This is a genomic window from Ornithinibacillus sp. FSL M8-0202, assembly GCF_037975285.1.
Classification (GTDB): domain Bacteria; phylum Bacillota; class Bacilli; order Bacillales; family Amphibacillaceae; genus Ornithinibacillus; species Ornithinibacillus massiliensis.
Genome location: NZ_CP150248.1, coordinates 359,994 through 375,875, shown reverse-complemented (window position 1 = coordinate 375,875; position 15,882 = coordinate 359,994). Strand labels below are relative to the sequence as shown.

Annotated in this window: 17 protein-coding genes; 15 read left to right on the top strand and 2 right to left on the bottom strand. The window is 35.3% G+C overall.

Features of this window, described 5'->3' with window-relative positions; genetic code table 11:
- Positions 1-53: 53 nt before the first annotated feature.
- From MKY78_RS01865 to MKY78_RS01855, 3 genes are all read left to right on the top strand, one after another.
- On the top strand, positions 54-665 hold the full coding sequence (locus MKY78_RS01865; protein ID WP_339215757.1) for a class I SAM-dependent methyltransferase: 612 nt from the start codon (positions 54-56) through the stop codon (positions 663-665).
- A 26-nt stretch (positions 666-691) separates the two neighbouring features.
- Positions 692-1,234, top strand: coding sequence for a GNAT family protein (locus MKY78_RS01860; RefSeq protein ID WP_339215755.1), 543 nt, complete (start codon positions 692-694; stop codon positions 1,232-1,234).
- A gap of 91 nt (positions 1,235-1,325) precedes the next feature.
- A complete protein-coding gene (locus MKY78_RS01855) occupies positions 1,326-1,631 on the top strand; it encodes an MGMT family protein (RefSeq protein ID WP_339215753.1) in 306 nt (101 codons plus the stop codon).
- Positions 1,632-1,682: 51 nt separating this feature from the next.
- Here MKY78_RS01855 and MKY78_RS01850 read toward each other — a convergent pair whose 3' ends face one another.
- A complete protein-coding gene (locus tag MKY78_RS01850) occupies positions 1,683-3,239 on the bottom strand; it encodes an ABC-F family ATP-binding cassette domain-containing protein (RefSeq protein ID WP_339215751.1) in 1,557 nt (518 codons plus the stop codon).
- A 179-nt stretch (positions 3,240-3,418) separates the two neighbouring features.
- Between MKY78_RS01850 and MKY78_RS01845 the strand changes: the two genes are divergently transcribed.
- From MKY78_RS01845 to MKY78_RS01830, 4 genes are all read left to right on the top strand, one after another.
- Positions 3,419-4,267 (top strand): DegV family protein, encoded by an 849-nt coding sequence (locus MKY78_RS01845; protein WP_339215750.1) that lies wholly within the window; start codon positions 3,419-3,421, stop codon positions 4,265-4,267.
- A gap of 248 nt (positions 4,268-4,515) precedes the next feature.
- Positions 4,516-5,979 carry a VWA domain-containing protein gene (locus tag MKY78_RS01840; RefSeq protein ID WP_339215748.1) on the top strand — a complete coding sequence of 488 codons (1,464 nt, stop codon included), beginning with the start codon at positions 4,516-4,518 and terminating at the stop codon, positions 5,977-5,979.
- Positions 5,980-6,160: 181 nt separating this feature from the next.
- On the top strand, positions 6,161-7,615 hold the full coding sequence (locus MKY78_RS01835; protein WP_339215746.1) for a VWA domain-containing protein: 1,455 nt from the start codon (positions 6,161-6,163) through the stop codon (positions 7,613-7,615).
- A gap of 107 nt (positions 7,616-7,722) precedes the next feature.
- The gene (locus MKY78_RS01830) at positions 7,723-7,926 is read left to right on the top strand and encodes a hypothetical protein (RefSeq protein ID WP_339215745.1); all 204 of its coding nucleotides are present in this window, start codon (positions 7,723-7,725) and stop codon (positions 7,924-7,926) included.
- 69 nt (positions 7,927-7,995) lie between these two features.
- Here MKY78_RS01830 and MKY78_RS01825 read toward each other — a convergent pair whose 3' ends face one another.
- Positions 7,996-8,325: a hypothetical protein gene (locus MKY78_RS01825; protein ID WP_339215744.1), complete on the bottom strand. Its 330-nt coding sequence runs from the start codon at positions 8,323-8,325 to the stop codon at positions 7,996-7,998.
- A gap of 108 nt (positions 8,326-8,433) precedes the next feature.
- Here MKY78_RS01825 and MKY78_RS01820 point away from each other — a divergent pair, with 108 nt between their 5' ends.
- From MKY78_RS01820 to MKY78_RS01785, 8 genes are all read left to right on the top strand, one after another.
- Positions 8,434-8,907 carry a DinB family protein gene (locus MKY78_RS01820; RefSeq protein ID WP_186870037.1) on the top strand — a complete coding sequence of 158 codons (474 nt, stop codon included), beginning with the start codon at positions 8,434-8,436 and terminating at the stop codon, positions 8,905-8,907.
- A 275-nt stretch (positions 8,908-9,182) separates the two neighbouring features.
- Positions 9,183-9,560 carry a CopG family transcriptional regulator gene (locus tag MKY78_RS01815; protein WP_222619034.1) on the top strand — a complete coding sequence of 126 codons (378 nt, stop codon included), beginning with the start codon at positions 9,183-9,185 and terminating at the stop codon, positions 9,558-9,560.
- A gap of 8 nt (positions 9,561-9,568) precedes the next feature.
- Positions 9,569-10,330 (top strand): metallophosphoesterase family protein, encoded by a 762-nt coding sequence (locus MKY78_RS01810; protein WP_339215740.1) that lies wholly within the window; start codon positions 9,569-9,571, stop codon positions 10,328-10,330.
- A 174-nt stretch (positions 10,331-10,504) separates the two neighbouring features.
- Complete coding sequence (locus MKY78_RS01805) at positions 10,505-11,170, top strand: glycerate kinase (protein ID WP_339215738.1); 666 nt, start codon at positions 10,505-10,507, stop codon at positions 11,168-11,170.
- A 480-nt stretch (positions 11,171-11,650) separates the two neighbouring features.
- Positions 11,651-12,391 (top strand): SAF domain-containing protein, encoded by a 741-nt coding sequence (locus MKY78_RS01800; RefSeq protein ID WP_339215736.1) that lies wholly within the window; start codon positions 11,651-11,653, stop codon positions 12,389-12,391.
- A 45-nt stretch (positions 12,392-12,436) separates the two neighbouring features.
- Positions 12,437-13,570 (top strand): AAA family ATPase, encoded by a 1,134-nt coding sequence (locus tag MKY78_RS01795; RefSeq protein WP_339215734.1) that lies wholly within the window; start codon positions 12,437-12,439, stop codon positions 13,568-13,570.
- Positions 13,571-13,611: 41 nt separating this feature from the next.
- Positions 13,612-14,979, top strand: a complete 1,368-nt coding sequence (locus MKY78_RS01790) for a CpaF family protein (RefSeq protein WP_339215732.1) — start codon at positions 13,612-13,614, stop codon at positions 14,977-14,979.
- A complete protein-coding gene (locus MKY78_RS01785) occupies positions 14,951-15,880 on the top strand; it encodes a type II secretion system F family protein (protein WP_339215731.1) in 930 nt (309 codons plus the stop codon). The genes MKY78_RS01790 and MKY78_RS01785 overlap by 29 nt, the downstream gene beginning before the upstream one ends.
- Positions 15,881-15,882 lie beyond the last annotated feature (2 nt).

Here is a 15,882-nt window from a genome sequence, read left to right as displayed (position 1 = left end):
GAATAGACACCATAAGTTAATACTTCCCATGACGAACTTATGAGGAGTTATATATGAAGAAGGAAAAATTAATAAAAAAGTATGACAGTCAGGTTTCCATGTATGAAAATAATCGTAATAATCCAACTGTTGCAGGATGGCGGGAGAAACTTATTAAGTCAGCTTATGGTAACGTGTTAGAAGTCGGAGTAGGTGTAGGAGCTAATTTTCCATATTATAACAAACAAAAGGTCAGTGAGATTATCGGAGTGGATTTTAGTAAAGAGATGATTAAAAGTGCGGAGCAACAAGCTAGAATCAATCAGTTACATGTGCATTTTATTCATCAGGATGTTGATACACTTACTTTGCCATCCAATTCTTTTGATAGTATTGTTTCGACTTTGACACTCTGTAGTTATCCAGATCCAGTGAAAACCTTAAATAAGTATAATGATTGGTGTCAGGAAGATGGCGCTGTATTGTTTTTAGAACACGGGTTAAGTTCCAATCGATTGTTGTCTATGACACAAAAGGTGGTTGATCCACTTTATAGAAGGGTTTCAGGTTGTCATTGCGATCGAGATATTCTGAAGATTATGGAGACATCTAAACTAGAAGTCAAACACATCGAACAATACTGGTCTGGCATGGTTTCTTTAATATGGGCAAAACCAAATAAATAAAAAACTCATGGGGAAGGGAGACAACCATGTATTATCAAGGTAAATCGGTATATATAAGACCTTTAACAAAAGAAGATAACATAAGCATTTTGAATGCAGTTCATGATGAAGAAATTCGTTATATGACTGGAACGAGAAATACGTTTACTATGGAGCAATTAAATGATCATATAGACCGAATATCAGAAGATGATTCTCGTTATGATTTTGCCATTTGTTTAGTTGTTGCTGATGGTATCATCGGTGATTTAACTATATTAGACATCGACGAAATGAATAGAAAAGCTGGTTTTCGAATTGCACTGCATGATAAGAAGTATTTTAATAAGGGTTATGGTACGGAGGCAGTGGAACTTGCATTAGCTTTTACGTTTAAAGAGTTAAAGTTAAACCGACTGCAACTAGAGGTCTATTCGCATAATAAGCGCGGGATAAAGGCTTATGAGAAGGTAGGCTTTCAAGTGGAGGGCGTATTAAGGGATTCGCTATTTTATAATGAAGCATATTCTGACGAAATCATAATGGGGATACTAGCAGAGGATTACTTTAGAAGACAAAAAAACAGCTAATATACGGGAGAGAGTATATCGGGCAGATAATTTGAACTAATATAAATAATACCTTGATATTCCATTAGGAAGCATATGCTGGAGGATAATGATGACACCATTTACAGAGAACGTAATAAAAATGATAAAGCAAATACCAGAGGGGAAAGTAATGACTTATGGCCAGATTGCTAGATTAGCTGGTAGTCCTAGAGCTGCTCGTCAGGTTGTTCGTATTTTACATTCTATGAGTAAAAAATACGAGCTTCCTTGGCATCGTGTGGTGAATGCAGAAGGTAAAATAGTAATAAAGGATGAAGTATCCTATTATGAACAGATTCTGAAATTAGAAGCAGAAGGAGTAGCGTTAGGGAGCTTTAATGAAATAGATTTAAAGACATATCAATGGCTTCCATGAATACAAAAAAAGAATGCCATATTGCTAGGGCATTCTTTTTGCATGAAATACTTAAAATACTTTTGTTGTCCAATCTTCACAATTCCAAATATCTGTTACCAAACCATCATAAAATTCAGGTTCGTGGGAAATAAGGAGAACACTTCCTTTATATTCCTTTAGTGCTCGTTTCAACTCGACTTTTGCATCATGATCTAAGTGGTTAGTTGGCTCATCTAGTACTAGTATATTTGTCTCGCGATTCATTAATTTACATAACCGTACCTTCGCCTTTTCTCCACCACTTAATACTTGCACCTTACTCTCGATATGTTTCGTTGTTAATCCACATTTTGCAAGTGCTGCACGAACTTCGTATTGGGTAAAGTGAGGGAATTCATCCCATACTTCTTCAATACAAGTATTGGAATTTGTTGTTTTGATTTCTTGCTCAAAATAGCCGATATGCAAATTCTCTCCGCGTTCAACGTCACCTGATACAGGAGGAATTTCTCCTAATAGACTTCTTAACAGGGTGGTTTTCCCTATTCCATTTGCTCCATAAAGGGCTATCTTTTGTCCACGTTCCATGGATAAGTTTAATGGACGAGATAATGGTTCACCATAACCGATAACGAGATCCTTTGTCTCGAATAAGTATTTACTTGGTGTACGTGCTTCTTTAAATTGAAACTCAGGTTTTGGCTTTTCAGCGTCGAGTTCGATAACGTCCATTTTATCTAATTTCTTCTGGCGAGATTGTGCCATCCTCGTCGTTGCTGCATTTGCCTTATTACGAGCAACAAAGTCTTTTAAATGGGCAATTTCTTTTTGTTGTTTCTTATAGGCTGCTAACTGTTGCTGTTTCTTCAAATCATGTAATCGTAGGAATTCATCGTAGTCCCCAGGGTAACGAGTTAGCTCTAAATTTTCCATATGATAAATCAAGTTCACGACGCTGTTTAGAAAAGGAATATCGTGAGAAATGAGTATAAAGGCATTGTCGTAATTCTGTAAATACGTTTTTAACCATTCTATATGTTCGACATCAAGATAGTTTGTCGGCTCATCGAGAAGTAGAATTTCAGGTTTTTCTAGGAGTAGCTTAGCTAATAATACTTTCGTACGCTGACCACCACTCAAATCATGGACATCACGGTCTAGTCCAAAGTCATTCAACCCTAGTCCGTTCGCAACTTCTTCAACCTTTGCGTCAATTGTATAGAAGTCATTATTCGTCAGCGAATCCTGCATACGACCGGTTTCTTCTAATAATTTTTCTAGCTCTTCAGGTGATGCTTCTCCCATTTTGGCAAAAAGCTGATTCATTTCTTCTTCCATATCATATAAATACTGAAAAGCGGTTCGTAATACATCCCGTATAGACAAACCTTGCTTTAATACAGCATGCTGGTCTAAATAACCTACTCGGACATGCTTAGCCCAAGTTATCGTTCCAGCATCTGGTTGTAGTTTTCCGGTAATTATATTCATGAAAGTAGACTTTCCTTCACCATTTGCTCCGATCAATCCAATATGTTCACCTTGTAATAACCGGAATGATACATTTTCGAGTATCGCACGATCACCAAAGCCATGACTTAAATTTTTAACTGTTAGTAAACTCATATTCGGTAACACCTTATCCTTCCTAGGTACATTCTTTTTTATTATAAGGGTCATAATCAAAAAGTGATAGGGGTAAATAATGAAAAATAAAATTATTACCTGATATTAATACTTGGTATAATTTGTTCTTAACTGTATTATTATTTTAATAAGTATAGGTGAAATGGAGAGGGAGAGTCATGAGTAAACGTAAAATTGCTTTTGTAACGGATAGTACGGCTTTTTTAACAGAGGAGCTAATGGCACATCCAGATGTGTATGTTGTCCCAATTGTGATTATTTCAAATGGGAAGGAGTACGAGGATGGTATTGACCTATCGAGTGCACAGTTATATGAAATGATTCGGACAGAAAAGGAAGTCCCTAAAACATCCCAGCCCAATGTGGAGAAATTTAAGCAGTTATATAAGCATTTAAAAGAAGAATATGAACATGTTATCGCTATTCATGTATCGTCAAAATTAAGTGGAACTATTTCGAGCTCGAAGGCGGGAATGGAGCAAGTAGGATTACAAGTTAAAATCATTGATTCGGGATCACTCTCTTTTGCTATAACCTTCCTAATCGAAAAAGCTATAGAGCTTGTCAAGCATGGTACCGATGTAGAAGAAATGGTTCAACAGTTGGATCAGATGGCAAATCAGCATAAGAATCTAATTCTGTTAGATACATTAGAACAGCTATTTAAAGGAGGAAGATTATCCAGTACGCAATTTGTGCTAGGAAATCTGCTTAAGATTAAACCAATTTTGGCTATCGGGGAAAAGGGAGAACTAGGGGTGGTGGAACGAATTCGTTCTGAGAAAAAAGCTACGCGTAGAATGATAGATTTAATAAGGGCATCTTGTAAGGAGCATGCTGTGAGAAAAATCGGTATTGCAAATGCCAACGCTCCTGAAAAAGCTGAAGCACTACGCAAAGAAATCCTTTTACAATTTCCAGATATGGAAGTTGTTATTGGTGAAGTAAGTTCATCTCTAGCTGTTCATGCAGGAGAAGGAGCGATTGCAGTGTTCTGGAGTATATAAAGTATGGAAGCTATGCTGGTGGGGTAGTAATATTGTACCCTACCAGCATATTTTTTCTTGATGTTCTCCATTAAATCGAAGAAATAAAAGAGTCTAAATGGGTAATAGTTACTATTTTTTGAAATTTTGATTTTTTATGGTGTGAAATTTAGTACTATTTATAATATATGATTTTAAACGCATAGAGTCTTGCCAATAAAAACTGGATGATTCGATAACTTTTCATATTCTAGGAGGGAGTTAATAGGTTGTTATACATAAAACACCGTAACGTCATATTCGTTTTGGTTCTATTTTTCTCTTTGGTTTCTATTCAAGCTTGTTCTCATGATTCAAACGATACAGAGAATAGGGATGAAGTGAAAAATGATGTGAGTGAAGAAGTGGTTGATGTACAAGAAAATGTACCAGAAGATAAAAATGAAAGAGATGATGTTGACCTAGCAGAAGAACCAACAAATAACCCCGAAGATTTACTTGAAATCGCACCTGAAGAACCAACTAATCTAGAAGAAATTATTAACTATCCAACAGGTCCTCTTGCAGGGAATGGATTGCATACCGGAAAAGAACCATTACTAAGTGCTGAGCAAATGGCAGATTATGTTAAAGAAGTCCTCCCGCCTATTAAAGAAGATGTCAGTGAAGAATACTTAGACAAATGGTGGCGAGCCTATCGCTATCTTTTTGCAGAGGATTATCAAGATCCGAGACAACTCATTACAAAAATGAAGTTTGATAACTTTGGTCATCCAGGATTAGAGGATGAACAGTTTACCTTCAAAGAGCAGTTAAATGTACTAGTAATTCTTGATGTTAGTGGAAGTATGGCAAATGAAATCAATGGAAAATCGATGATGGATATTGCGAAGGATTCGATTCGCGAATTTACCTCTAGTCTACCAAATGAAGCAAATGTTGGTCTTCGAGTCTATGGTCATGAAGGCGCACGAACTGGTAAAACCCCAGAACAGTCTTGTGAAGTTAGTGAGTTAGTTTATGAAATCCAACCAATCAATGCTTCCGAATTTAATAGTGTAATAGATCCTTTTATCCCAACTGGATGGACGCCTATTGGTTTAAGCTTAGAACAGGCAAAAGAGGATTTCGCTAACTTTCCAGGAGAAACGAATACCAATTTTGTATACATCGTAAGTGATGGTGCTGAAACTTGTGGAGGAGACCCAGCTGGTGCAGCAAAAGAACTTGCTGAATCTGATATTCAATCTATCGTTAACGTAATCGGCTTTAATGTAGATATTGAGGGCCAAAGTCATTTACGCGAAATAGCAGAGGCTGGTGGTGGAATTTATACGAATGCAGGGGATGAGGAACAATTAAATGAGGTCTTTGAACAGGCAAAGAGAATGGTTGAGATGTGGAAGGAATGGAAGACTGGGGCAAAGAAAGATGTTATGGAACAAAAAAAGGATCAAACGATTGACCTTTTGAAATTTTCAAGTAATTGGATGCAGAAGAACGCTGATGAAGAAGTTAGTTTACGAGATGTTTTGAGTGTTCTACGACAAGAGGATTTCATAACTAGTAATGCTCACAGTTTCTTTAGCGAAAAAAGAACAGAAAGATGGAATTTATATAGAGAAATAGATAAAAATTCGTTCCCAGAATTGATGGATGAGTTAGAGGAAAATTATAGAGAAATCCAGATACAAATTGATGAAGTTTATCAAGATAATGTCGGTGATGAATAATAGTATATGATAATTGTTCTGAAGTACTAACAATGGCAGAATTGAACATTGGTAAAGCTGGTTTTATACCAAGTCTGAATGATGTTATATCTAATATTGATTTGGGTGTTGAAATACCATTTATACAAATGTTTGTCCAGATAGAGCCTACTATATAGGGATATAGGAAGGAGCTAATACAATGCTGCAAAATAAATACCGGAAGATAGTGTTAACTATACTTGTCTTTTCTTTAGTCATTTTAATTCAAGCGTGCTCAGAACAGAAAAACGAAGAAGTAAAAACTGAAGTAGAGAATGATAATAACAAAAAAGTTGAGAAAGAGAAATTGGATACACAAAAGGAAAGAGACGAAGATAGAAATGATCTAGTTGAAGAACCTACTAATAATCTATCTGATATTATAGAAATCGCACCTGAAGAACCTACTAATCTAGAAGAGATTATTAACTATCCAACAGGTCCTCTTGCAGGGAATGGTTCACAGTCGGGTAAAGAACCAAGGTTAACCGATAGAGAAATGGCAGATAAAGTTAAAGAACTCCTACCACCTATTCAGGAGAATGTCGATGAAGTATACCTAGACAAATGGTGGCGAGCCTATCGCTATCTTTTTGCAGAGGATTATGAGGATCCGAACCAAATAATTACAAAAATGAAGTTTGACAACTTTGGTCATCCAGGATTAGAGGATGAACAGTTTCAGTTTAAAGATCAAATAAATGTTTTAGTTGTTCTGGATGTCAGTGGAAGTATGGCAAATGAAATCAATGGGAAATCGATGATGGATATTGCGAAGGATTCGATTCGCGAATTTACCTCTAGTCTACCAAATGAAGCGAATGTTGGTCTTCGAGTCTATGGACATGAGGGTGCAAGGACTGGTAAAACCCCAGAACAGTCTTGTGAAGTTAGTGAGTTAGTTTATGAAATCCAACCAATCAATGCTACCGAATTTAATAGTGTAATAGATCCGTTTATCCCAACTGGATGGACGCCTATTGGTTTAAGCTTAGAACAGGCAAAAGAGGATTTCGCTAACTTTCCAGGAGAAACGAATACCAATCTTGTTTACATTGTCAGTGATGGTGCTGAAACTTGTGGAGGAGACCCAGCTGGTGCTGCAAAAGAACTTGCAGAATCTAATATTCAATCTATCGTTAATGTAATCGGCTTTAATGTAGATATCGAGGGCCAAAGTCATTTACGCGAAATAGCAGAAGCTGGTGGTGGAATTTACGCTAATGCAGGGGATGAAGATCAGCTCAATGAAGCGTTTGACCAAGCTAGGAAAATAATAGAAATGTGGGATGAATGGAAACGAGGAGTCAAGAAGGATGTTTTTGACCAAAGGGTTGAGCAGAGAGTTGATATAATGAATTATTCTAATAATTGGTGGGCTAAGAATTTTGATGAAGAAGATGCTCTAAGACAGGTATTGTTTATTTTGTCACAAGATGAATTCATAACAAAAGAAGCTGGGGAGTATGTTCATCAGAAACGAACAGAACGATTTACATTATACAATGAGATACGAGAAACGTCCTATAAAGACTGGATGGAAGAAATTGAGAATAATTATAATGAAGTACAAGAGCAAATTGATGAATTTTATCAAGATAACGTAGGTGATTAGTAACTATACGAGAGGATTTTTGAGATTTCAAAAAATATTATTAGGATGATTCAAATGAAAATCAAATTCTTAAGTTAGGTAAGAAGCATAAAAAATGGAATGAGGACGTGACAATAGAAGGCTTCCCGTATTTAATTAATAATAGTAGGTATTTTTTAGCAAATTATCTTGGAAAGCTCTCAAAAAATGTAAAGAATATAGCCATAATAACACCTGATACTATGCAAAAAGAAGATGCATTAAAGGCTATAAAGCCGCTGGTTATGTTTCAAGGTAGAATAATACAAAGGTTGTTAGGAAAAGTAAGCTAGTGTTTTTGATAATTAATGTAATTGTAGATAAACATTAAATAGCTTATCAAATAACAAACAAGGACCGGGCTAATCACCCGGTCTATTAATCTTATCATATTGTAAGTACTGGTAGTTATCAGTTGGAATACGACTTATTATATTACCTTCAGTATCTTTATGAACTTCGTATTCACGGTAAGTCTCTATTATTTTTCCATTCCTTTCATTCATATCTTCAAGCATAAATTCAAATGAACTTGAGGCACTACGTTCAGTAGGCTGTGTATCTGCATCTACTGATTCATCTTCTTGCATTTCATAATAGATGGTTTGTTCATTAGAAGTTGGCGGAGAATCTAATATTGCAGCCAATATAATGACCATTAGGGCACCGAATAAAGCTAACTTTGTTTTCATAATGAAACTCCTTTCTTGAAACTCTGTTATATTTATATGCATGTCCCATGTAATTAATCGTAAAAAACGTTAAAATAATAGTGTATGTATTTGAAAGGAGTGGAAATGATGTATCGAACAAAAGAAGATTTTCTGCTTGATTGGGATCAAGCAGTCAATGGAACTGTGAACGTTCTTGAAGCACTAACAGATGATAAGTTAAATCAAGCAATTGTGGAGGGCCATAATACGTTAGGTTGGTTAGGCTGGCATCTTGCAACAGCTCTTGGGTTTTTCGGTGGACAAATTGGATTACAAGTTGAGCCAGTAGGGGGACCAAATGATGTCCCAACAACTGCAGCAGAAATCGTAACTGCCTATAAAAAGTCAGCAGCAGATGTTAAAGAAAGTGTAGCGGCTTTAACGGATGAACAATTACTTGAAACAGTTGAGAGCTTTGGAAGTCAAGTTCCTAGAGGAGCATTATTGCGTTCCATGATTGATCATCAAACACATCACCGTGGTCAAATGACTGTACTCTTGAGACAAGCTGGATTGAAAGTGCCTGGTGTAATGGGGCCTACAAAAGAAGATCAAGCGTAATATAAGAAAGAGCAAAATCTTTATAAAAAAGGGTTTTGCTCTTTTTGCTTTTGAAATTATGTATTAAAACTGAAGACACATCATACTTGAATTAAAATATAGAAAAAGATGAGGTTAATAATAGGATGAAAATCGTCGAGGGCGCATGCTATGGCGTTGAAAGAAATGATATGTGTTGATAATTTTTATAAAAATCTAATTATTTCACTCGTCTGTATAGATGGGTAAGGGAGTGCGTGGTATACTTATAAAAACAAATTTTAGGAGTGGTGAAATTGGCTGATACTGAAAAAGTGACCGTCAATTTAAATGTAGTGGACCTTGGGAAGATTGACTTACTAGTGGAACAAGGATTTTTTTCTAACAGGACAGATTTCATTAAAAGCGCTATTCGTAATCAGTTATCTGAACATGCTGAAGAGGTAAATAAGTTGACGACCGATAAGGTATTAGGTGCCCTCTATTATTCACGTAAAGATTTAGAAGAAGTAGTTGCCAAAGGAAAAGTACTTGATATAAAAGTGATTGGCATGTTAGCTTTTGCCGATGACGTAGATGAGGATTTAGTTCGGAAGTCTATTAGATCACTAAAAGTTTTGGGAGTATTACGAGCATCGAAGGAAGTCCGCAAAGCATTAGATAGGATAAAGTAGGGGATAAAATGGGAGAGAAGTTTGCTATTATAACAGATATACACGGAAATAGTGCAGCACTGAAGGCGGTATTAGAAGATATTAAAAAAGACAAAGATATCGGCCAGATTTACTGTTTAGGGGATATGATTGCCATTGGACATGAGACGAATCAGGTGTTGGAGTTATTATTTTCTGAGAAAAATATTTCTTTTGTGATGGGGAATCATGAACAATCTGTTTTTAATATCATTTTAGGTAAATCTTCACATAGTCAAGGAATTGTCCAAATGCACCACGAATGGATTGCCAAAAATCTCGATGAAGCGTATGTGGAACGCTTAGCAAATATTCCGAAGCAAATAACAACAGAAATCGCTGGTAAGAAGGTATTGTTTTTACACTACCATTTAGATCGTAATAATCGGTTCTTACCATTGGATACGGATCCTACAGTTTCTAGCTTGGAGAAAATCTATGAAAATACAGATGTTGACCTTGTATATTTTGGGCATCATCATACGATCCATCATTTTAGCTCGAAAAGTAGGATGTATTTAAATCCAGGTCCACTTGGGTGTAGTCATAAGCCCTTAGCACCGTACGGAACGATAGAAATAGGAGAAAATGGTCAAGTGAATGTTCACATCAAGGAAGTTCCCTATGATAATCGAGCATTTCTTAAGTCGATTTTTGAAACTAAGTATCCGGCTTATGAGACTGTATTAGAAGTCTTTCATGGTAATCAACATATTCATTTAGTTGAAAATGAGGAAGTTAATAGTAAGTAGTTAGAGTGGTAGAAATGCATATAGCATACTGCTTTTACGAGGAATTTCTGAGCTATTCAAAAAAGAATCATTAATCTAATAAACGTGGATTTTGCTTACTATTTAATAAAAGTAAATATATAGTAGATAAAGAAGCAAATTAAGAAAAGAAGGTTGGGTTAAAGGAGTTGAAAAATGAATATTGTAGTTGCACCAGACTCCTATAAAGCCTCGGTAGATTTATCCAATTTAAACCAACAGGTTAGGAATGTGTCTATAAAAGTTGCAAGTGACGTTGATAATCCCTTATTGGGGGAACGTGGGGCTACTTTTGTATATGGTCCACAGAAAGGGTTAACTGAAGACCGATTAGAATATTATGATACGTCTGTGAAAAGATTCTCCAATTTAATTGAAAAGGCGATTGGGAAATCGTATAGTGATGCGTCTGGAGCAGGTGCTTCTGGCGGATTAGGTTTTGCATTTTTGTCCATAGGTGGTGAACTAGTTTCTGGTGCAAGGCTAGTAGCAGAAACTATGCAAGTAGAGGATGCTATTGCTAAAGCAGATCTCGTAATCACAGGTGAAGGCCAAAGTGATGAACAAACATTATACGGTAAAGCACCTGGATATATAGCTTCTGTAACTAAAAAGTATAACATACCTGTTATTTTAGTATCAGGAGGATTGAGTGGGGATATTGAAAAGCTTTGCTATGATTTTTCAGCATGTTTTTCGATTGGCAATAAACCTTTAACAATAGCAGAATCAATCCATATGGCAGATCAACTTCTATACGAGCAGATAAGACAAATTATGAAATTAATTAAGTCTTTAAAAAAGCTTCCTTCAGGCCTATAAAAGCCTGAAGGAAGCTTTTTGTCTATGAAGTTAATTACGTAAACTCCCATAGATTATTTAGGTTGAACTTTCCCGAAAGGTTTTAATAAATACTTCATACGGTTTTATCTCTTCCATACAATACATATAATCACTACTTTAATAAATCTATAATAAGTTTGAATCTGATCAGTATTACAATTGGATTATTTTTGTAAAAGGTTTATTAAGTTTTATGAAAATGATTAAAATGTCCCAAAAAAATATTTTATTTGGCAAAAACCATTAAAATTCGACAAAAATATGAGGCGAAACTACTAGTCATATATTTTATGAAAACAATATTTATAGATATAGGAAAAAAGTACGGTAATCATATAGTACTAACCAACAACGGAATTGGAAATTTGTGGAATTGACATTTGAAACCTATATGTAATTATTTATGTATATATTATCCAAAGATAAAATTTTACATAACAAGAAATGAGGTATTAGAGGTTGTTAGAGTCTAAGCGTAGAGCAATTATATTTTTTGTTATAGCAATTTTACTGGCAGCTTTATCTGGTTATTTTGTTTTGCAAAAAGTCAAAGAACTTAATGAGGATTTAGGAGAGATGGTTAGTATCTATGTTGCAAATGGAGATATCTATTCAAGGGCAATTATTACTCCAAATGACGTAACTACTACAGAGATACCTGCCAAGTTTGAACGAAGTGAATATATAACTAGTGAAGAGGAATTTATTAATTCGGTTTCATTAGTTCCTCTTTCTAAAGGACAAATAATCACGAAGAATATGCTGAAAGAGGCATCAGCTGTTACAGAAGAAGATAATCGTTTAATAAGTATTCTGCAGTCAGAGAGAGTTTATTTTGATGAAAGATTATCTGATATGGACCGAGTGGATATTATTGTTTCGAGAGAAGTAGATGGAGAAAAAGTAACTGAGGTTTTCATGACTGATTTAAAGGTAGCTCGAATTGCAACCGCGGGAGAAAAGTCTGAGTTTAATGGCGTACAAGTAGAAGTGGATTTTGATGATGTAACAGATCTTATTCACATGCTTCATTATGCAGAAACGGTACGTGTTATCCGGGCTAATGTAGGCCAAATGCCTGAACATGGTAATCCGTCAGTTGAATCTGATGCTAGTGAAGAAGAAGCCGAACAGCTTGAAAATGAAATGGAGCAGAAAGTAGATAACCCCGATGAGAATAATTCGAAGAGTGAAGAATGATTTCCATTATTATCTCATGATGATGCTATTTATTGGAGGATTTACATGAAAAGAATAAATGAAATTTACATAATAGGAGATAATGAAGAACTATTTTCTTCAGTAGTTAGTCAATTAGGGCAAGAGTTTAATATTCAAAAATTAGATATTGAAGAAATTAAGAAGTTTTCAGTTCAAATTGTTCTAATGTTAAGAACAGAAAAAAATTCTCCTTTGGATGTAGCTCAAACTATATTATCTCACTATCCAGGAGCATTTGTAATTTATGTCAGTGATATTCAAAATTTTGAATTACTCCGCGATTTAAATCGAGTTGGGGTTATGGAGTATTTAATTTTACCTGAAGAAGAGTGGTTACTAGAAGACAGGATTCGAGAAATAACTGAGTCAAAGTTATTTAATAGTGATTCAATCCCTACAGATGGTTTTAAGCGTGGAAGTGGAAAAGTATTTACCTTCTATAGTGGCAAAGGTGGAGCGGGTAAATCTCTATTAAGTACGGCGTTCGCACAAACGTTGAAAATTGAGTCAACTGCAAAAGTTCTTTTTATTGATTTAAATCTTCAATATGGTGGTGCCGAGACTTTCTTAGGTATAGATAGTAACCGGTCATTAATTGACTTGTTTCCTGTAATACAAGAATTAAATGAATATCATATTAGAAATGTTGCAGAGAAAGAACCGCATTCAGGACTTGAAGTATTAGTAAGCCCTCGTGATGCTGCTATAGCTGAACGTATTGACGAAGACTTTGTTTTAAGGTTAATTCGAGCTAGTAGACGCAGTTATGATTTTATTATTATTGATGTGCCTACGTGGATGGACGAAAGAGTTTATACCGCTATCGAGGAGTCTGAAAAAATTTATTACGTGATGAGTTACGATACTGTCGCTATACGTGTACTAAAGAGTGTTGAAGATCTATTACAACAACTAGGACTAGTTACAAAAGAGAAAGTAGAGTTACTAATTAATTTCTCAGGAAAAGATAACGAGTTAAACCAGAAGGATATAGAACGTTTTATCAGTTATCCAGTAGCAGCTAAGGTTAGAAGAGACTTAAAAGGTGTTCAGTCGTTTGTAAACCAAGGGCTGCCTCTAAGGAAGGAGCTTAAAGACAAAAAGTTACCGATAATTGCAAAAGATGTACAGAAGTGGGTTAAATCTATGCTAAAGTAACACAATTCACAAACTAGTTAGGACTAATAAGGGGTGAGTGTGTGGCTCTATTCCAAAAGAATAACCGTAATAACCATGATGTTCAACAGAAGGAATTCAATGTAAATAATACTTATATAGATGAATTAGTAGAACATTACAAAACAAGACTTTTAACAGAGGTAAACTTAGAACAAATTACAACTCTGGAAGAAAGAGAAAAGAAACTTAAAATAGAACGTTATATCAATCAATTCATGACCGAAGAAAAAGTAGTTATCCCTAGAAATGAGAAAGAGGTACTACTTTCTAAACTTATTGATGAAAGTGTTGGATTTGGTCCTTTAGAGCCTTTATTACAGGATGATGATATTACTGAAATACTTGTCAATGGTCCTCAAGAAATATACATCGAAAAAAAAGGGAAGCTTGAACAAGTTAATATCTCTTTTAAAGATGAGGCGCATGTAAGGCATATTGTTGATCGGGTAGTAGCACCACTAGGGAGACGTATTGATGAAAGTTCACCAATGGTGGATGCTAGATTACCAGATGGTAGTCGTGTCAATGCTGTTATTTCTCCAATAAGTTTAGGTGGGACATTAATTTCAATTCGTAAATTTCGCAAGACTCCTTTCGAAATGAGAGACCTTAGAAACTATGGAACCTTTACTAGTGATATGGAGCAATTTTTACAAGCGTTAGTAAAAACAAAGCAAAACATTTTAATATCTGGTGGTACAGGGAGTGGTAAAACAACCCTTCTAAATGCTTTGGCTAAAGAAATACCGTATGGTGAACGTATTATAACCATTGAGGATTCAGCTGAATTACGATTAGATCGTAAAAATGCAGTCGGATTAGAGGCAAGACCACCAAATGTAGAAGGAACAGGTGAAATATCCATTAGACAATTAGTGAAGAATGCGTTGCGTATGCGACCAGACAGAATTATTGTGGGTGAGGTTCGTGGTGCAGAAGCATTTGACATGTTACAAGCAATGAACACTGGACATGAAGGATCACTAACGACTGTCCATTCCAATACACCAGCTGATGCTATAAACCGTGTTGAAGGAATGGTTGTCATGGCTGGTATGGATTTACCAACTCATATCATCCGCGAATATATAGTTGGAGCAATAGACTACATTGTTCAAGTTCAACGTTTAACCGATGGAACAAGAAAACTATTGAACATAGCCGAAGTATCTGTCAACAAACAAAATAGAATTGAAGTGAAAGATATATTCTTTTTCAAGAGAACTGGAGTCGATGATGAAGGGGGTATCCATGGATATTTCACTCCAACCGGTGTAATCCCCAAATGTTTAAATCATCTTGAAGTTTTTGGATTTAATTTTGATCGATCGTTTTTTGAGCCTAAAGGGGAGATTACAGATGGACTTAACCGTATCTATACTTTATAGTTTCGCAGTGCTTTTCGTACTAATTGGATTTTATTACTATCTTGGTTATCGAAGCCAAAAAAAAGAATGGAATCTTAAGGTTAAGAAGTGGTTCCCAGAGGAAGATAGAAAAAGTTTTATAAGTAAAATAGGAGAGAAATTTGATAATAGAGAAAGTACTAAAGGGCTAAAGAATAAGTTGCAAAATGCAAATTTGAAACTCCTCCCTTCAGAATATATTGGGGTGTTAGTGGTAGGTGCTTTAATTATATTTGTTCTTACAAATATGATATTTAAAATGCCACTTCGGTTTAGCCTTATCTTATCTGTAGGACTTATGATTGTGACTCATTTTCTATTGTTTGTTATCCGTAAAAACAATTATGAAAATCGATTTAATGAACAACTATCAGAGGTTTGTAGGTTACTAGCGAATGCAGCACGTTCTGGACTAACTATCAATCAAGGTATTGAAATCGTTTCTAGAGAGGTTACCGGCCCTGCCGGAGAAGAGTTTAGAAGGATAGCTAATGAATTGAAATTAGGAGTCCCGTTAGAATCGGCTTTTAGGTCAATTCAAAAAAGAAATAAATCTAGAGATTTTAATTTATTCATAGCAACTTTATTAATCCAAAAGAAAACAGGTGGGAATTTAGCTGTGACATTAGAGACTATGGCCAACACGTTTGAGGATCGTAAGATATTGTCTCAAACGATTAAAACAATGACAGCTGAACAAAAATACATTTCATTTATAGTACCAGTATTACCTATATTTCTTTTGCTAGTCATGAATAATGTCATAGATGGGTTTATCGAGCCGTTATTTTCTGGTTTTGGTGTGATTATTCTGATTTTATTCTTAAGTGCTATCATCTTATCTTTTTTAATTATTCGAAAAATAACGGATATAAAGGTGTAGCT